The organism is Streptococcus suis (assembly GCF_902702775.1).
GTDB classification, from domain to species: domain Bacteria; phylum Bacillota; class Bacilli; order Lactobacillales; family Streptococcaceae; genus Streptococcus; species Streptococcus hashimotonensis.
Genome location: NZ_LR738724.1, coordinates 1,665,762 through 1,683,667 on the forward strand (window position 1 = coordinate 1,665,762; position 17,906 = coordinate 1,683,667).

Consider the following 17,906-nt stretch of genomic DNA (forward strand, 5'->3'; position numbering starts at 1 on the left):
TTCGCCTTTGAGTACTCTCACTTTCTTCCATTCTAACTAAAAATGATCAGGTATGAAGGTCAAGGCAAACTCCCCTCATACCTACTGCTTCTTAGTTTTTAATGATAATCCACTAAGCCCAAGACTCAATGAACTCGGATAAGTATAGTATAGTCTTGTCGGTAACAAAAAGGAGAGTCATTTGGTTTATCTTTGATTACTTTGTTAAATGGCAGACTGTACTTCACGATTGCTACCTAGTATCGTAAGTACAATGTTCAGCCTTCAGAGGCTCCCAAACCTTTTGAGAGAGTACTAAAGGCAACCTAAAAACCTATATTTATACAGAACAAAAAGTAGGTTGCCCTACTTCTGCCTATTTCTTTTCAGACTAAACCTGTCCGGCACAGGATCTTCCCCACCTTCCACAAAGGGATGACAGCGACCAATTCGAGCCAACCCCATCAAAAAGCCCTTGAGTCCATGTTTTTGTAAGGCCTCGATCATATAAGCCGAACAAGTCGGACGGTAACGACAAGAGGGGGGAAAAAGAGGAGAAATAAATTTCTGATAGAATCGGACCAAGCCGATCAAGAGTCTAGTCATTATTTTTTAACTGGCTTAGTAACAGCCAGGGTATGTAGCTTACTGATGTCTTTCTTGTTGAGCTTGCGGTATTCTCCTGGACGTAGGCCGGTCAAGTCAAGATTACCAAAGCGAGTACGAGACAGCTTATCTACCTGCAAGCCGACAGCCTCAAACATCTTCTTAACCTGGTGGTTTCGACCTTCATGGATTGTTAATTCTACAACTGAGCGGTTCTTAACAGGGTCCACCTTGATAATCTCATACACCGCAGGCTTGGTCTTTTTGCCATCAATGACAACACCACGGGTCAAGGGACGCAAGACTTCCTTGTTGGCAACCCCTTTGACACGCGCCAAGTAAACCTTATCAATCTCGTTACGTGGGTGAATCATCTCATCTGTAAAATCACCGTCATTGGTCAAAATCAAAACCCCAGATGTATCCCAGTCCAAACGACCAACAGGATAAATCCGCTCCTTAACTGTTGGCAACAAGTCCACAACCGTCTTTCTTCCCTTGTCGTCTGACACACTAGAAATAACACCTCGTGGTTTATTGAGGAGATAGTAGACCTTCTCTTCGTTATAAATTGGTTGTCCCTCAACCTCTACCTTATCACCCGATTTGATAACTGTCCCTAGCTCACGAACAACCTGACCATTTACAGTAACTAGTCCTTGTTTGATTAGTTCTTCTGCCTTACGACGACTGGCAACTCCAGCATGGGCAATGTATTTATTAATTCTCATTTTCTAACTCATTTCTTTCTACGAATAGCTCTGTTTCTTCTTGAATCAAATCTATTTCAGACACATCAGGCAATTCTTCTAGACTATTAATTCCCATGTAATCCAGGAAATAATCCGTCGTCACATAGAGATTTGGTCTACCAAGAACCTCTTTCTTACCGTTCTCACGAATGAGGTCAAAGGCCTGCAACTTACTGATGGCACCGCTGGAATTGACCCCACGAATATCATCAACTTCAATCCGAGTAATGGGTTGCTTATAGGCTACGATTGATAAGGTTTCCAAAAGAGCCCGTGACATAGTCTGATTGATTGGTGTTTTGGCATAGATTCGCAAAAGATTTGCATATTCTTTTTTAGTAACCAACTTGTAGCGGTTGGAGGATTCTAAGATGGCTAAGCCTGAGGCTTTGTCTGCCATATATTTCTCACTAAGTTTCTCTAACTGCTGGCTGACAGCTGTCGGCTGCATTTCCAACATCTCTGCCAAATTTCGTAACGTCAAGCCATCCTCACCTGCCACAAAGAGCAGGACTTCGATTTCAGCTAAGCGATTCATCTTCACTCCTTACTAGATAAATATCTCCAAAAGTCTCTGTCTGTTCCAAGACGATTTCATGAACCTTGACCAATTCCAAAGTCGCAAGGAAGATCGTAATCATTTCATTGACATCTTGACTTTCTTGAAAAAGCTGACGGAGTTCAAGGCGTGGACCAGTCTCGAAACGACTGCGAACAAAGTCCATCATGTCTTCGATTTTATATTCATCACGGGCAATGGTCGTATGAGACTGACGGAGGCTTGCCTGTTTTTCAGCCATTACTTTAGAAAAAGCTAGGAAAATGTCAATGACGGTCTTATCCTTGGCTAATTGTACATCATCATAAATCAAATCTAATTTAGGTTTTGAAAAATAGTTCGCCCGTTCATCATGTTGCTCCCCTAATTTCTCACTAAGAAGCTTGAACTTGCGGTATTCTTCCAACTGGTCCAAGAGGTCCATTTCAGGATCATCTTCGGGATCAATTTGCTCAACAACCTTCGGTAATAACCGACGACTTTTGATGACCATCAATTGACTAGCCATGAGCATATATTCTCCCGCTACCTCTAAACGCATGGCTTGCAAGGTAGCAATGTAGGCTAAATATTGCTCGATAACCTCTGTAATCGGAACCTCGTAAATATCTACTTGATACTTGGACACCAGGTGTAGCAGGAGATCAAGTGGCCCTTCAAAATCTTTTAATTTTATATCCATTATCTAAATTTTTCCAAACTCATGCTTGTTTTCAGTCCCAACTGCTTGGCGATTTGGTCCAAGGATTTTCCTTCGTCTATCTGTTTTAGAATATACTGTTCTCGTAATTTTTGGGCTGTCCAATCAGGCTTGCCAATGGACTGGACAAATTCTGTCAGACGATTAAAGAACCATTGACGAGAATAGGTCTGTCCCTTCTTATCGAAGACATAGCTTCCAGACAGATGAGGCTCCATATAGGGTATCACTTCCTTGGGCAGACTGAGCACGCGCTTAGTCGTCCCTTTCTCAACTGTCAGAACTTGAAAATCCAGATTGACCTGCTGACTAGTCAGCTCTGCTATTTCACTAGGAGTCAGCCCTAGTAAGGCAATCAAAAGAGCAATCAGTTGCCCATCAAGCCAAGGACTTTCTTGAAAGAGGAGAGTTAAATCCTCACGCTCCAGCTTCTTTTTGACGCTGGCTGGACCTGACATCGTTTGCAATTTATAAAAACGATCCAGGAGATTATTTTCATAAAGAAAGTAGAGAAATTGATTGACCGCTGACATTTTTCTTTTCTGAGCAGCAGGTTTCAAGTCTAGAAGAGACTGCTGATAGACCAAAAGAGACTGTTGGCTAATCTCCCCCTTTGTTACTGTCACAAATTGCTGCAGGTCATAGGTATAGGACTTTTGGCTGTTGACACTGACCTTTTTGCTCTGGATAAAAGATTCAATCGCCTGCTTCATTTCTTGCCTTCTTTTGATGCTAGGGGGAAATTATGCAAGAGAGCATTGATTGCCTTTAAGATGGATTTTCGTGTAATGATTCCCATAAATTCTCTATTTTCCCCAAGAACGGGTAAGAAAGATTGATCTACTAGCTTGCGCATCACTTCTGTCAAATCATAATCCAGACCAACAGTCTCTTCATCTGTCTTTACAATCACAGAAATATCTCTGTTTAACTCATCATCCGATAGTTCATTTTCAGCTTGATATTTAATGATTTCCGTCAAGCCGATGGTGCCGAAGAAACGACCGTCTTCTGTTACCACAGGTACGCGTGAATAGGTCATGTGACTGAGTAACAGTTTCGCATGGTCAATATTATGCGTATCAATAATTACTGCCAATTTATCCGCTGGTGTCAAGAAAGTTTCTTCCTGGTCCAATAAAAAGGCTTCAAATTCTCTTGCAATCATCTTGAAATATCCTTTGTCAATGCTGGGTAAAGTTGGTGCTGTCGATTGTAGTAATCCACATGGAAGTGATCGTCATAGATGGTCACAAGAGCATAGAGACATTCTCTGACCAGACCACGAGGTTGACTAACGGAGCCAGGATTGAGGAAGAGGGTCTTGCCACGCACTTCGGCATCTGGCACATGTAAATGCCCATATAAACAAATGTCCGCATCCACTTCCTGGGCCCAATAATCCAACCGTTGCCAGCCGTAATTAATGCCATAAAGATGACCATGAGTCTGGGCGATAGTCACACCATCCAATTGAGTAATGAGCTGGTCAGGGTAACCACCAAAATAGTCGCAGTTCCCATTGACCACTTGAATGCCCTCCCAGAGACTATCTTGACTATCTAGCTCTGAATCGCCATTGTGAAAGATGGCATCGATCTTCCCAAGATAATGATGTTTAATATCCTCTACAATCTGTCTATCCCCATGAGAGTCGCTCATGACTAGGATTGTTTTGCTTGCTCCTGCCATACTGGAAATGCCTCCACTAATTTTTCTAGTGCTTGTGCACGGTGGGAAATCTTATTTTTTTCTTCTAGGGTCAATTCTGCCGAAGTCTTACCTGTTTCGCCTACGAGGAAAAGTGGATCATATCCAAACCCATTTTCCCCACGGAGTTCCATACCGATAAAGCCTTCCCAGTCCGCTTCGACCACCAAACTCTCACGATTTGGAGCAGCCATGACCAGAGTACAATGGAATTGTGCCGAACGATTTTTCAAGTCGAAGACCATGGCCAACTCGTGCAAGAGCTTGGCATTATTGAGCTCATCTGTGGCATCTGGACCTGAAAAACGTGCAGACCAAACTCCTGGTAAACCACCTAAAGCATCAACCTTCAAACCCGAATCATCTGCCAAGACCATCTTGCCTGTCAGCTCTGCTATGGTTTCAGCCTTGAGCCGTGCATTTTCCTCAAAGGTCATACCTGTTTCTGCTACATCTGGCAGGTCAGGATAATTGTTGAGGTTCTCGACCTGGTAGCCAAAACGCTCAAAAAACTTGCGAAATTCCTTGGTCTTACCTTCATTTTTAGTGGCAATCAAGATGGTATCTCCCACGCTTGCCAACCCCTTGTCTTGACCGAAGAAATCTGCCGTGCTAACCCCTGCTTGGGGCAGATGAACCAAGAGAAGCTTGTCATTTTCTGTTACCAGAATAGCTCCTTGGTGTTGAAGAACCTGCAAGTCACGACCTGTTTCTGTCTTGATGATTTCCACTATAAAGCGAAAAAGCTGGAAATCAGATTGTTTCCTTACGATTGTCACATCATAGCCCGAAAGAACATCATTATCAGTTGGAGGGTTTAGGCGAGTCAAAAGCCTATTGAGGTAAAAATGTTCTTCATCACTCACATTTCCAATACCAGCAATCGAGTTAAAACCCTCCCACTTTCCGATAAACCAATTGTGTTCATCTCTGTACTCGTAAATCTTGTCTGTCATAGTTCTACATGCTCCACATGAATATCAATGCCCATCCAGCTTTCAGCTATTTCTTTAAAAGCTGCCGGACTAGCTGTTGTGTAAAATCTGTGCTGAATATCCTTTTCGGTTCGGCTGCGGTTGATTTGAAAATAATTTAATAAAACAGAAATATCTCGCGCACACTCTGCACCACTATCGATCAACTTGACATCCTTGCCCATGGCATTCTGGATGATGGGGCGAAGCAGAGGATAATGGGTGCAGCCCAAAACCAAGGTGTCCACTTTCCCAACGAGTGGTCGAAGTGTCTCATAAACAACCTTTTTGGCAAGACTGGATTGGTGGCTATTGGACTCAACCAGAGGGGCAAACTTGGGACAGGCTAGACTGGCTACCTGCGTTTCTGGAGAAAGGGCCTGAATTTTTTCACGATAGATATCGGATTGAATAGTCATAGCCGTTCCTAAAACACCAACCTTACCAGTTTGCGTTGCCTTGATAGCTGCCGAAGCACCTGGTAAAATAACACCCAAAACAGGAATATCCAACTTTTCCTTGACTTCTTCCCAGGCTACCGCTGTTGCCGTATTGCAGGCAAAGACAATCATTTTTACATTTTTTGTCACAAGGAAATTAACCAACTGCCAAGTATATTCTCTGATTTGTTCTGCTGGACGAGGTCCATAAGGTGCCCGTGCCGAGTCCCCGATATAAACGATTTCTTCATGGGGAAGTTGGCGCATTAACTCACGCGCAACCGTTAATCCCCCCACACCTGAATCTAAAAAACCTATTGGTCGATTATCCATAATACTGAGAATAGCCAGAAAATCTGACTAGCCTTTCTTTTCTACTCAAAAAATGGGATCTGGGAATGAATATCCCAGTCCCAGTTTGATTATTTTTTCTTGCTTGCCACTTTTTGTTGGCTCTTGATTTGGCGAAGTACTTGTTGTACTTTTGCTTCGCTTGGTTTTTGACCCATTTGGCTCATCATCAAACGCAAAGCATTTTCATCCAAAACTGGCTTGTCAGCAATATAGTTTTCCACCTGTCTACGTGACAAGTAAATGCCCAAGGCTACACCACCTGCAAATGCCAATACAATAAGTAAAATTGCTAAACCTAAGTTCATTTGTCAATCTCCTGACTCTTCTAAAAATAATTCATTCGGAATTGCCCTGCGACAATCTCTTAATGAATCTATTATACCAAATTCAGCAGGCTTTTCCAAGACTTACCTGTCAAATTCAAAACCGTAAATGGTTGCGAAATAATCCTCTGGTGTTTCAGCACGACGAATCATCCGCGCTGTGCCATCTTCCTGTAAAAGAATTTCAGAGGAACGCAGACGACCGTTGTAGTTGTAGCCCATGGAGAAGCCGTGGGCCCCACTGTCATGAATGACCAAGGTGTCTCCTACTTCGGCCCGTGGTAATTCACGGTTGACCGCAAACTTGTCGTTGTTTTCACAGAGGGAACCTGCCACATCCACCACTTCGATTGGGGCATCTGAGCGCGTGATGTTGGTGATATGGTGGTAGGCACCATAGAAGGCTGGGCGCATGAGGTTGGCAGCTGATGCATCGACACCAATATAAGTCCGATAGGTTTCCTTACGATGAAGCACCTTTGTAATCAAGTGACCGTGTGGAGCCAACATAAAGCGTCCCAATTCCGTAAAGATTTTGACATGTCCCATACCTGCTGGCGTGAGAATTTCCTCATAGGCTTTACGAACCCCCTCACCAATGACAGCAATGTCATTCGGCTCTTGTTCAGGACGATAGTTGACACCAATCCCACCTGACAGGTTGATGAAGTCCAAGGTCACACCTGTTTCCTCACGGATTTCCAAGGCCAATTCAAAGAGTTGGCGAGCTAAGACAGGATAGTAATCATTGGTCACAGTATTTGAAGCCAGAAAGGCATGAATCCCAAACTCCTTGACACCAAGCTCTTTCAATTCCTTGTAGCCCTTCATGAGCTGGTCCTTGGTCATCCCAAATTTAGATTCTTCTGGATGGTCCATAATGTCCGTTCCCAGCGAGAAGACCCCACCTGGATTGTAACGCAGGCAGACCGTTTCTGGGATCCCAGCAACATTTTTTAAAAATTCAATATGCTCATAGGCATCAAGGTTAATGGTCGCCCCAACTTTTCTGGCATAGACAAATTCTTGCGCCTGGGTATCATTGGATGTGAACATGATGTCCTTAAAGCCCAATTTTTCACTCATCAGCACTTCTACATCTGTTGCACAGTCCACTCCACAGCCTTCTTCTTGAAGAATTTTTAAAATAGCTGGAGTTGGAGTCGCCTTGACCGCAAAATATTCCTTAAAGCCCTTGTTCCATGAAAAAGCTGCATTGAGGGCACGGGCCTTCTCACGAATGCCTTTTTCATCATACAAATGAAAAGGAGTCGGAAATTGCTCCGTAATGGTATCCAAAATTTCTTTACTAACAAATGGTGTCTTGGTCATGTCGCTACCTCATCAAATATTTTTCCTATTATATCACAAATATGTGAGGAACTGTAGCTTTCAACTCCACCAAATACTTGCAAAATAAATTATGAGCGCTATAATGTGAATATCATTAAAAAAAGGAGTAATATATGTCAACATTAGATTTTGATTTTACAGAACGCTTGTATGCCAACTATCTAGCTAATCCAAGCCTACAGGCAACCGAAAATGCCGTGAGCCACAACGGACTTTTGAAATCCTTAGAAACACGCCAAAGCGCCATCGACAATGACTATGTCTTTTCAATCGATTTGACCAAGGACGCTGTTTCAAACCAAAAGGCTTCTGGACGTTGCTGGATGTTTGCTGCATTAAACACCTTCCGCCACAAGCTCATCTCAGACTTCAAGTTGGAGAATTTTGAGCTATCACAGGCCCATACCTTCTTTTGGGATAAATATGAAAAGTCCAACTGGTTCCTCGAACAAATCATTGCTACAGCTGACCAAGAAATTGGTAGCCGTAAGGTAAAATTCTTATTGGATACCCCGCAACAAGATGGCGGTCAATGGGATATGGTTGTTGCCTTATTTGAAAAATATGGTGTGGTACCAAAATCCGTCTATCCAGAATCTATCTCATCCAGTGCCAGCCGTGAGCTCAATCAGTACCTTAACAAATTGCTCCGTCAAGATGCACAAATCTTGCGAGACCTCCTTGCCAAAGGAGCTTCATCAGAAGAAGTTCAAGTACAAAAAGAAAACTTACTTCAAGAAATCTTTAACTTCCTAGCCGTCAACCTTGGACTCCCTCCTCGCAGCTTTGATTTTGCATATAGAGATAAAGACAATGTCTATCACCGTGATACAAATGTGACACCTCAGGCATTCTATGAGAAATACGTTGGTTTGAAACTATCTGACTATGTCTCCATTATCAACGCTCCAACAACTGATAAACCTTACAATAAATCTTATACAGTCGAATTGTTGGGGAACGTCGTTGGCGCCCCTGCTGTCCGCTACCTCAATGTAGAAATGAACCGTTTTAAAGAACTGGCTATTGCCCAACTCAAAGCTGGCGAGTCTGTTTGGTTTGGTTCCGATGTCGGTCAAAGTAGCAACCGTCAAACTGGTATTATGGCAACCAACACCTACGACTTCTCTTCAGGTCTGGGTATCCATTTCCATCAAGACAAGGCTGGAAGATTAGACTACTCCGAAAGTTTGATGACCCACGCTATGGTCTTAACTGGTGTTGATTTAGACGACAATGAGCAACCTCTCAAATGGAAAGTAGAAAACTCTTGGGGTGACAAGGTTGGTGACAAGGGATACTTCGTCGCATCAGATAGCTGGATGGACGAGTATACTTATCAGATTGTTGTCCGAAAAGAATTCCTCACACCAGAAGAACTAGCAGCTTATCAAGCTCAACCACAAGTCCTTGCCCCATGGGATCCAATGGGAGCCCTAGCATAACAGACGACATATAAAAAAAGAGGGCACCCCTCTTTTTTTATATGTCATAATTAGTCTCTACTCAAACCACCAAAAATACGGAGTAAGTTGAGGAAGAGGTTGATGAAGTCAAGATAGAGCTGAAGCGCCATGGATACGACCCAACCTTGGCCAACATTACCACCAGTTTGTTCGAAAACATTGCGGATACGTTGGTTGTCATAAGCAATCAAACCTGAGAACACCAAAACAGAAATGATAGACATCATAAAGCTTAGACCTGAGCTACGAAGGAAGATATTAATAACACTTGCAATAATAATTCCCCATAGAGCTGCACGCAATGCCTGAGCCATACCAGAAAGATCCTTCTTCGTTGTCATCCCAATTACAGCCATGATAGCAAACATGAGAGCCGCTGACACGAAGGCGAGTACAACTGTTTCGCTGGTATAGAACATCAAAATCATGCTGATGGTAATACCATTTGTTACTGAGTAGGCAAGAAACATTGGTAGAGCCATTGGGCTATTTTTAGCTGCCATTGCTGAAGCAGAAACAACCAAGGCAATCTGACCAATCATAATCAGCATCATGATGATGGAACCTGCACTCAGCAGACTAAGCAATAAAGATTGAAAGACGGTCACAGCCAAGAAAGAAACTAGAGCTGATAGACCAATTCCCATGGCAACCACACCATAAATTTTACCGAAGAAACGGTTGAGGGCGGTATTATCCACCTGATTAATAATAAATGAATCGTTATTCATACTATTCTCCTTTAAATCATTTTATTGAAAACGAAAGACCTTACGATTTTTCCACTTGTGTTGTAAGGGCAGACTCCACTCTCTCACAGCCCAATACTTATCCACACATGTCACAATCCAGGATTCCTTGTAGCGAGGAGGAGCGATTGTCGCACCAAACATATGCTTCACAATGATGTCTTCTTCTAGTTTATTGAGTTGAATGAGTTTCTGAGCATTGCGTTTAGCAATTCTTGGATGAACCCAAGCATGGCTCTTGTTGAATTTGGTATTTCTCCAATCATAGAAGAATAAATCATGCAATAGACCACCACGAGCTGTTGACTTGGCATCCCAACCAAATTTTTTCGCAATCTTATAGCTTGTATAAGAGACATTGATGGAATGTTCCAAGCGCGTGGAGTAATAATGATGAGGGATTTTCCCCAATTTTTGCACCTTGGGTGTGGCAATCAAGTGCCCCACGTAATGCATGTATTCTTTATCTTGTTTATATGCAACCATTCGTTAACCTCGTTGGAATATTATACCACACTATAGTACACTTGGCTTAAATAAAGCTAAACAATAGAATGCCCGCCGCAATGGCTACATTGAGGCTTTCCGCCTGCCCTGGCATGGTAATATGGACAAGTTGATCCGCCTCATCGGCTACAAAAGTTGAAATTCCTTGACCTTCATTTCCCATGACCAAGGCAAAACTCGGATTTGGCGTAACTTCCTTATAGTCAACCGACTGACTAGAGAGGGTTGTTGCCAAGATTTCTATCTGATTGCTTTTTAAAGCAGAAAAAATAGCGGTCATCGGCATCCGATAAACTGGCAAGTGGAAATGACTCCCTTGCATGGAACGCAGAACTTTCATATTGTAAATATCTGCCGACTTATCCGATAGGAATACTCCATCAAAACCAGCTGCATCAGCTGTACGAATCATGGTACCAACATTTCCAGGGTCCTGCACATCCTCCAGAACCAAAAATTTCCCTGTTAAGACATCGGGTAAGGTCTGATTTGGTAAGGACAGTTGAGCTACTACCCCTTGCGGTGTCCGTGAGTCTGCCAAATCCTGCATAATATCTGAACTGACAACTGTTACATTGGATAAGCCAGCAACCCGATGAACATGTTCTTCTGATACCAAAATATGTTCAATAGGTACTTTGGCTGCCAAAGCCTCCTCCAACAAATGCCAACCTTCAATCAAATAAGAAGAAGTACGGTATTTTTTCTGTTGTAATTTCTTAACCTGCTTGACCAAATGATTGGCCTTTGAGCGAATGATCTCCATGAATGCCCCTTTTTCTTTTACTGCTCAGCAACTTCAATTTTCCAACGGCTAAATCAATTATCTTGATTTTTGAACAGTCTTACCCAACCATGATATAATAAAGTAAATGTCTTGTCAAAAGGAGAAACTTATGCGAAAGGTAAAAATGATTGCATCTGGTCGTGTGCAAGGAGTCGGCTTTCGTTGGTCTGTTCAATTTTTAGCTGTGGAAATAGGCGACATCTACGGCAGAGTTTGGAATAATGATGATGGAACTGTCACCATTTTAGCTCAGTCAGATAATGCTGAGAAACTTAGCCATTTTATCCATGAAATTCGGAAAGGGCCTTCTCGTATGGCCAAAGTCACCTATCTAGATGTCACCCTAGCCAACTTCGAAGACTATAAGGATTTTCAGGTGGCGTATAGATAAAACTTGTATATTTTGAACAAAAAAAGTAAAATAGAATGTATCTTGTAAAAAAAGGAATGTATCATTTTGAAAAAGAATAAACGAATTTTATTAACAGGTCTAGCCCTGTCTACGCTAGTATTTCTATCAGGATGTGTGCAGACAAAGAACGGTGTTCCTACTGGTGAAGGTTGGGTCTACAACTTCCTTGTTGCCCCAATGGGAAACCTGATTAAATTCTTCGCGGAAAACCAAGGACTCGGTTTCGGTGTTGCTATCATTATCGTGACATTGATTGTTCGTCTCTTCATCATGCCACTAGGTATTTACCAATCTTGGAAATCAACCTATCAGTCTGAGAAAATGAATTACCTCAAACCAATTTTAGGTCCAATCCAAGAACGCATGAAAAATGCAAGTTCCCAAGAAGAGCAATTGGCTGCCCAACAGGAATACTTTGCTGCTCAAAAACAATATGGTGTCAGCGTATTTGGTGGAATGGGCTGCCTTCCTATCTTGATTCAAATGCCATTCTTTACGGCACTCTTCTATGCAGCTCGTTACACGGAAGGAATCTCAGAAGCAACCTTCCTTGGCATTGATCTCGGTTCTGCAAGTCTCATTCTAACAGCTATTGCTGGTATCCTCTACTACGCTCAATCACTTCTGATGCAAGTCGGTATGGACGAAGAACAGAAGAAACAAATGAGAGCTGTGGCAATCATGAACCCATTGATGATTGTTATGTTCTCTTGGTCTTCACCTGCTGGTGTTACCCTCTACTGGGTAGTCGGTGGATTTATCGGTCTTATTCAACAAGCTCTTACAAACCTCATCTTGAAACCACGTATCCGTGCTAAGGTTGAAGAAGAATTTAAAAATAATCCTCCAAAACCATATAAATCAACTATCAAGGATGTAACTCCTAAAGCATCCGCTATCATCGAAGAAAAAACGTCGAAGAAATCAAACCGTAACGCCGGTAAACAACGTTCTAGATAAAAAATCGCAACCATCTGTTTCAGATGGTTGTTTTCTTATATAGTATGTTTAGTTTACTTGCTCCAACTATCTGGGAAATAGTTGGAGGTTGGAAATAGGGAGTGGGAAAGAGCTCAACCATTCATAGAAGAGTTCGTCAACAATTTTTCGTTTTAAGTTGTTGAGCTGAATCGAACTCTGTTCGCCTCAGTGCTCGTCGAAGAAATCAAAGATATACTAAAAGACTATACAAAAAAAAGAGAATCTTTCGACTCTCTCCACACCTTATTTCGTTTTTTCAACCTTCAAGATTTTTACATCATAGCTACCAGCAGGGGTTTCAATTGTTGCAATATCTCCTGTTTTTTTACCAATCAAAGCATGACCAATTGGGCTTTCATTTGAAATCTTGTTTGCAAAGGCATCTGCACCTGCAGCACCAACGATATGATAGACTTCTTCCTCGGTCTCACCAACTTCTTGAACAGTCACAGTCTTACCAATTGCCACTTCATCCGCAGCAACTGCATCACTGTTTACGATTTCAGCATAGCGAATTTTTGTTTCGATTGTTGAGATTTGACCTTCAACAAAAGCCTGTTCATCTTTAGCTGCTTCGTACTCAGAGTTTTCTGAAAGGTCTCCGTAAGAACGAGCAATTTTAATACGTTCAACAATTTCTGGTCGACGAACTAGCTTTAGTTCCTCTAGTTCTTTTTCTAGTTTTTCCTTTTCTTCCAAGGTCATTGGATATGTTTTTTCTGCCATTTGTCTTTCCTTTTCTTTTCTTTTATTTTTCATGAAAACAAAATTATGTGGAAAACCACATAATTTTGTTGTAAGAATTTACTCATTATTAAGATGTGCATTTACATACTTAGCAACGTTTTGGTTATGTTCATCAATATTATTTGTAAAGTAAACATTTCCAGTTGTAACATCTGCTACAAAGTAAAGATAGTCTGTCGTGTTGGCATTAATCACTGCCTCGATAGCCGAAAGGCTTGGACTATCCACTGGTCCAGGCATCAATCCTGGTGTCCAATAAATGTTGTATGGTGACTCAATTGATGTATCAATCGCTGCATCTTCTGCCAAAGTTGTTTCTTGACCAAGTTTACCCTGAGCATACAAGATGGCAATATTGGATTGTAGAGGCATTGCTGCATTCAAGCGGTTAAAGAAGACACTTGCAATGTTTCGACGATCTTCATCAGTAGAACCTTCTTTTTCAACCAAAGATGCCAAGGTAAGAACTTCATTTACAGTCAAATTCTTAGCAGCAATCGTTTCATAATATGGTTGTAAACGATTATCCATCGCGGCAATCATTTGCTCAACGAGCTCTTCGATAGTTGTTTCATCGCTGTATTCATAAACCGCTGGGAAGAGGTAACCTTCCAACTGATAAATAACTCCACTATCAGCAGCTGGTAAGCTGGCAAACAATTTTGGATAAGTAGCAACCATTCGATTAATAAAATCTTGGTTGGTCACAGTAGCCATAAATTGTTCTGTGGTAAATGGTGTTTTATCATTTTTATCTTCTGTCTTGGTATTATCTGTAATAGCCTGAGCAATTTGTGTCAGTGTATACCCTTCAACAATCAAAATCTTACCTGCGGCTTCTTTTTGAGCTGTCGGAGTGCCACTTTCTTGAAGTGCTTTGGCGATGTCATCCACAGACATATTTTGTTTTAAATTATAAAAACCACTTTGGAAATTATTATAGCTCTTAATTTTAGAGTAGTAATTAAAAATAGTAGCATTCTTAATCAACTTGTTATCAACTAAAATTTTACCAATTTCTAAAGTTGAAGACCCTTCTGGAATCTCTACCTGAATAGCTTCTGTAGCTTTGGTATTGACTGGTTCCAGACTAGATTTTACCCACATATAGCCAGTAAGACCTGTCACTAGAACCGCCACTACAATAATCGACATGATAACAGAGACAATGCGTTTAGCGGCTTTATCCTGTTTTTTACGACGTTGCTTGTTTGCTATGTGCGACGATGATCGTCTAGACTGTGTTGGTTGCATCTGCTCTTCTGTCGCTACAACTGGAGCTACTGCCTTCGTTGCAACAATTGTTTCTTCCAGTGAGATAACCTCTGTATCACCCGTTACAGCTGATACATCTTCCGTTGGAAATTCCAAAAATGTATCTTCCAAAGAAGACTTCTCTGAAAGGACAGGCTCAACTGGTTCGGAAACCAATGAGCTTGATGGAGCCTCATCAAATTCTACAGTATTAGCAGCTACAAGGTTTCGTAGCTCTTCCAAGTTCCGCTCCACCGTATCTTGAGGAACCGGACTTGAAATGACTTCTTTTTCAATCACAAAAGTCTCTGGAGTAGCCAAAGTTTCTGATGTTGGCTCTTCAATACTTTCCGTCATCACTTCTGATTCTTGCTGTTCTTCTGGCAAGTATGAATCAGGGAAGGCAATACCTTCTACTTTTACAATTTCAGTCTCTCTATGGGGGGCTTTTTCTTCGGCAAGACTAGGCTGGAGCTCGTTGATAACTTCATTACGCTTATCAACAAGAACATCCGCTGATTGTTCCGCCAAACGTTTCACCTTCAATTCTTCCAAATCTCGTAAAATTTGATCGCGGAAGCTTGAAGACTGCGTGTTTTTTTCATTCGTATCCTTTGTCACGCTGTTACTCCTTTCACACAGTTACTATACATTATATCTTAAAGGCTTATGAATTGCAAGAACTTCCCTTTCTACAAGGCTTTCCAGTACATATCACTCCACATTTGTCCTCCAAATTGTGACAAGGAGGGGCCAAAGTCTTCAAACTGATTCATTTCATAGTAGCCAATCAAATACTCCTTACAGGTCAGGGAAACTCCTTCAAATCCTCCTGCTAAAGCCACTTCTTTTATGGCTGCCAACAAAAGTGTCCCCACTCCCTGTCCCTTATAGGTAGCCGCTACGGATAGACTAGCAATAGCTAGGTGACTGCCTGTCGGCATGTCACTCTCTGTCAAGTAAAAAATATCGTCTGTAACAGTCTGCGAAACAGAAGGACAGGATAATAAATATCCTGCGATTTCCCCATCGTGTTCCATTATTAAACAGGTTTTACTCAAAGCATTCAGATAAATAGCAAGAACAGACTCAGCTATTTGTTCTTCTTTGGAAAAATTGGCATTTTCAATCAAAACAACTTGTTCTAAATCCGAAGGAGTAGCAAAACGAATTTCCATAATTTTCTCCCTTATATAGCGGAAAAACAGGGGCCATAGGCCTCCGTCTTTCTTTTTATTGGACGTTATTTGTAAGATTTGACAAGAGTCTTTCGAAGGAATATTCATAGGACTGAATATCACCAGCTCCCATAAATACATATACTGCATTGTCATGGTCTAAAAGTGGTGAAGTATTTTCAACTGTAACAAGTCCACCTTTTTTGTTGATTTTAGCCGCCAAATCTTCTACCTTAACCTGACCGTTGTCTGTTTCACGCGCTGATCCATAAATTTGAGCAAGGTAAACTGCATCTGCTCCATTCAACGCATCTGCGAACTCATCGAGAAGCGCAATGGTACGAGTGAATGTATGTGGTTGGAAGATGGCTACCAACTCCTTGCTAGGATACTTCTGACGTGCCGCATCAATAGTAGCAATGATTTCCGTTGGATGGTGAGCAAAGTCATCAATGATAACAGTATCATTAACAATCTTCTCCGTAAAACGACGTTTGACACCTCCAAATGTCTTCAAGTGTTCTGCAACCAGTTGCAAATCAAATCCAGCAATATAGAGATTGGCAATAACAGCTGTTGCATTCATCACATTATGCTTACCAAAGGTTGGAATTTGGAATTCTCCCAACTCTTCTTCACCATGGCGAACTTTGAATTGTGAGCCACTTGTAGAAGGCTTCAAGTCATAGGCAACAAAATCATTATTGTCTTCCAAGCCATAATAGTAGATTGGAGCATTTGCCGTGATACGACGAAGTTGCTCATCTTCACCAAAAACGAAGAGAGCTTTTTTTACTTGCTTCGCATAATCATTGAAAGCATTGAAAACATCCTCTAGACTAGTGAAATAATCTGGATGGTCAAAATCAATATTGGTAATGATGCTGTATTCAGGATGGTATGGGGCAAAGTGACGTTCGTATTCATCGGATTCGAACACAAAATACTGAGCATTTGCCGAACCGCGACCAGTACCATCACCAATCAGGAAGGAAGTATCTGTGATATTGCGCATAACATGTGCCAATAATCCCGTTGTAGAGGTCTTACCATGGGCACCAGCAACACCGAGGCTCGTAAAACCTTTCATAAATTCACCTAGAAATTCATGGTAACGTTTGTAGGTATAGCCCTGGGCATCAGCATAAGCGATTTCCACATTGTTATCTGGACGAAAAGCATTACCAGCAATCAATTCAACATCTGCTGTAATATTTTTCTCATCAAATGGTAAAATCTGAATCCCAGCTTGTTCAAGCCCGCGTTGTGTAAAGTAGTATTTCTCTACATCACTACCTTGAACCTTATGCCCCATTTGATGCAACATAAGAGCAAGTGCGCTCATACCTGATCCCTTAATTCCGATAAAATGATAGGTTTTTGTCATGTTATTCCTCTTCTATATGTGTCAAATTCAATTCTTGTGCCACTTGGCGATCTCGATGTTGTCTGCGCTCAGGATAATTGTAAACCTGACTCTTTCTTAAAAAGTCATACGAGTTTTTCTTTATAACCTGCTCCTGTTCTCTATCTTCTTTCTTCAAAGAATAGACAGCTGGCATATCAGCGAGAATATAGTCTGTCTGACGTAGGTTGTCCGCCAAACGTGTCAACCGACCTGCCTTAGATTCAGTTGTTGAAACGACAGGAGGTTTCACCACAACTTTAGCTGGTGCTGGTTTTTCATCTCTTAAGTAGGTTGCTGATCGTTTTTTCTTCAAGTCTTCTCTAGCCTGTTCACGAGCCAACTGCCCCTGTGTTTTCACTGGAGAAGGCTTCGTTTTAGTCAGTTGCTGAAGGCGTTCCTTGCGAGAATAATGGCTTGGCTTAGCTTCAAACAGAGGAGGCAGGAGCTCATCTTCCGTTTGTGCTACTGGTTTTGCCGACGCAACTCGCTGTGAATCGGTAGACCAGCTAAATTCCTTTTCTTGATAAGGTCCCCTGATATTGCTAATCAGGTCGCTCTCATCATATAAACTCATAATTGGATTTTCTCCAACTAGTACCTCATCATCTGCGACTAGTGGAAATCTTTTTTCATGTCTAATCATAAGTCATCCTTTCGAACCCTTATT

At 41.7% G+C, this 17,906-nt stretch carries 22 protein-coding genes; 3 read left to right on the forward strand and 19 right to left on the reverse strand.

Annotated elements, in window-relative coordinates:
- Nucleotides 1-345: 345 nt before the first annotated feature.
- The 11 genes from yidD to GPW69_RS08165 form a co-directional block, all read right to left on the reverse strand.
- Nucleotides 346-585, reverse strand: a complete 240-nt coding sequence (yidD, locus tag GPW69_RS08115; protein WP_024406654.1) for a membrane protein insertion efficiency factor YidD — start codon at nt 583-585, stop codon at nt 346-348.
- The gene (locus GPW69_RS08120; RefSeq protein WP_012027615.1) at nt 585-1,316 is read right to left on the reverse strand and encodes a pseudouridine synthase; all 732 of its coding nucleotides are present in this window, start codon (nt 1,314-1,316) and stop codon (nt 585-587) included. Before GPW69_RS08120 ends, yidD begins: the two co-directional genes overlap by 1 nt.
- Nucleotides 1,306-1,875, reverse strand: a complete 570-nt coding sequence (gene scpB, locus GPW69_RS08125) for an SMC-Scp complex subunit ScpB (protein WP_002939233.1) — start codon at nt 1,873-1,875, stop codon at nt 1,306-1,308. The genes GPW69_RS08120 and scpB overlap by 11 nt, the downstream gene beginning before the upstream one ends.
- The gene (locus GPW69_RS08130; RefSeq protein ID WP_074391736.1) at nt 1,859-2,578 is read right to left on the reverse strand and encodes a segregation/condensation protein A; all 720 of its coding nucleotides are present in this window, start codon (nt 2,576-2,578) and stop codon (nt 1,859-1,861) included. Before GPW69_RS08130 ends, scpB begins: the two co-directional genes overlap by 17 nt.
- Nucleotides 2,578-3,309 (reverse strand): site-specific tyrosine recombinase XerD, encoded by a 732-nt coding sequence (xerD, locus tag GPW69_RS08135; RefSeq protein ID WP_074391735.1) that lies wholly within the window; start codon nt 3,307-3,309, stop codon nt 2,578-2,580. The genes GPW69_RS08130 and xerD overlap by 1 nt, the downstream gene beginning before the upstream one ends.
- On the reverse strand, nt 3,306-3,764 hold the full coding sequence (gene cbpB / locus GPW69_RS08140) for a cyclic-di-AMP-binding protein CbpB (RefSeq protein WP_012027618.1): 459 nt from the start codon (nt 3,762-3,764) through the stop codon (nt 3,306-3,308). The genes xerD and cbpB overlap by 4 nt, the downstream gene beginning before the upstream one ends.
- Nucleotides 3,761-4,288, reverse strand: coding sequence for a metallophosphoesterase (locus tag GPW69_RS08145; RefSeq protein WP_074391734.1), 528 nt, complete (start codon nt 4,286-4,288; stop codon nt 3,761-3,763). The genes cbpB and GPW69_RS08145 overlap by 4 nt, the downstream gene beginning before the upstream one ends.
- Nucleotides 4,261-5,262, reverse strand: coding sequence for a nucleoside-triphosphate diphosphatase (locus tag GPW69_RS08150; RefSeq protein ID WP_044675066.1), 1,002 nt, complete (start codon nt 5,260-5,262; stop codon nt 4,261-4,263). The genes GPW69_RS08145 and GPW69_RS08150 overlap by 28 nt, the downstream gene beginning before the upstream one ends.
- A complete protein-coding gene (gene racE / locus GPW69_RS08155; protein WP_074391733.1) occupies nt 5,259-6,053 on the reverse strand; it encodes a glutamate racemase in 795 nt (264 codons plus the stop codon). The genes GPW69_RS08150 and racE overlap by 4 nt, the downstream gene beginning before the upstream one ends.
- Nucleotides 6,054-6,142: 89 nt before the next feature.
- Nucleotides 6,143-6,379 (reverse strand): YneF family protein, encoded by a 237-nt coding sequence (locus GPW69_RS08160; protein ID WP_024384571.1) that lies wholly within the window; start codon nt 6,377-6,379, stop codon nt 6,143-6,145.
- A gap of 102 nt (nt 6,380-6,481) precedes the next feature.
- A complete protein-coding gene (locus GPW69_RS08165; RefSeq protein ID WP_074391732.1) occupies nt 6,482-7,729 on the reverse strand; it encodes a diaminopimelate decarboxylase in 1,248 nt (415 codons plus the stop codon).
- A 134-nt stretch (nt 7,730-7,863) separates the two neighbouring features.
- Between GPW69_RS08165 and pepC the strand changes: the two genes are divergently transcribed.
- Complete coding sequence (gene pepC / locus GPW69_RS08170) at nt 7,864-9,195, forward strand: aminopeptidase C (RefSeq protein ID WP_024391151.1); 1,332 nt, start codon at nt 7,864-7,866, stop codon at nt 9,193-9,195.
- 50 nt (nt 9,196-9,245) lie between these two features.
- On the opposite strand, the gene GPW69_RS08175 is transcribed toward pepC, so the two are convergent.
- The 3 genes from GPW69_RS08175 to GPW69_RS08185 are packed head-to-tail and all read right to left on the reverse strand — an operon-like array spanning nt 9,246 to nt 11,238.
- Nucleotides 9,246-9,947: a Bax inhibitor-1/YccA family protein gene (locus tag GPW69_RS08175; RefSeq protein ID WP_009910586.1), complete on the reverse strand. Its 702-nt coding sequence runs from the start codon at nt 9,945-9,947 to the stop codon at nt 9,246-9,248.
- 21 nt (nt 9,948-9,968) lie between these two features.
- Entirely contained in the window at nt 9,969-10,451 is a 483-nt protein-coding gene (locus tag GPW69_RS08180; protein WP_074391731.1) for an HD domain-containing protein, read from the reverse strand.
- A gap of 46 nt (nt 10,452-10,497) precedes the next feature.
- Nucleotides 10,498-11,238 carry a TrmH family RNA methyltransferase gene (locus GPW69_RS08185; protein WP_074391730.1) on the reverse strand — a complete coding sequence of 247 codons (741 nt, stop codon included), beginning with the start codon at nt 11,236-11,238 and terminating at the stop codon, nt 10,498-10,500.
- Between the two features lie 130 nt (nt 11,239-11,368).
- Between GPW69_RS08185 and GPW69_RS08190 the strand changes: the two genes are divergently transcribed.
- Together GPW69_RS08190 and yidC are read left to right on the forward strand one after the other, a co-directional pair.
- Nucleotides 11,369-11,650, forward strand: a complete 282-nt coding sequence (locus tag GPW69_RS08190) for an acylphosphatase (protein WP_002942735.1) — start codon at nt 11,369-11,371, stop codon at nt 11,648-11,650.
- Nucleotides 11,651-11,716: 66 nt separating this feature from the next.
- Nucleotides 11,717-12,631 (forward strand): membrane protein insertase YidC, encoded by a 915-nt coding sequence (gene yidC, locus GPW69_RS08195; protein WP_074391729.1) that lies wholly within the window; start codon nt 11,717-11,719, stop codon nt 12,629-12,631.
- Nucleotides 12,632-12,895: 264 nt separating this feature from the next.
- On the opposite strand, the gene greA is transcribed toward yidC, so the two are convergent.
- From greA to GPW69_RS08220, 5 genes are all read right to left on the reverse strand, one after another.
- On the reverse strand, nt 12,896-13,378 hold the full coding sequence (gene greA / locus GPW69_RS08200; protein WP_024384565.1) for a transcription elongation factor GreA: 483 nt from the start codon (nt 13,376-13,378) through the stop codon (nt 12,896-12,898).
- Nucleotides 13,379-13,456: 78 nt separating this feature from the next.
- On the reverse strand, nt 13,457-15,274 hold the full coding sequence (gene mltG, locus GPW69_RS08205; protein ID WP_074391728.1) for an endolytic transglycosylase MltG: 1,818 nt from the start codon (nt 15,272-15,274) through the stop codon (nt 13,457-13,459).
- Nucleotides 15,275-15,345: 71 nt separating this feature from the next.
- Nucleotides 15,346-15,831 (reverse strand): GNAT family N-acetyltransferase, encoded by a 486-nt coding sequence (locus GPW69_RS08210; protein ID WP_074391727.1) that lies wholly within the window; start codon nt 15,829-15,831, stop codon nt 15,346-15,348.
- 55 nt (nt 15,832-15,886) lie between these two features.
- Entirely contained in the window at nt 15,887-17,218 is a 1,332-nt protein-coding gene (gene murC, locus GPW69_RS08215) for a UDP-N-acetylmuramate--L-alanine ligase (protein ID WP_024378795.1), read from the reverse strand.
- Nucleotide 17,219: 1 nt separating this feature from the next.
- On the reverse strand, nt 17,220-17,882 hold the full coding sequence (locus tag GPW69_RS08220) for a hypothetical protein (protein ID WP_074391726.1): 663 nt from the start codon (nt 17,880-17,882) through the stop codon (nt 17,220-17,222).
- Between the last annotated feature and the right edge of the window lie 24 nt (nt 17,883-17,906).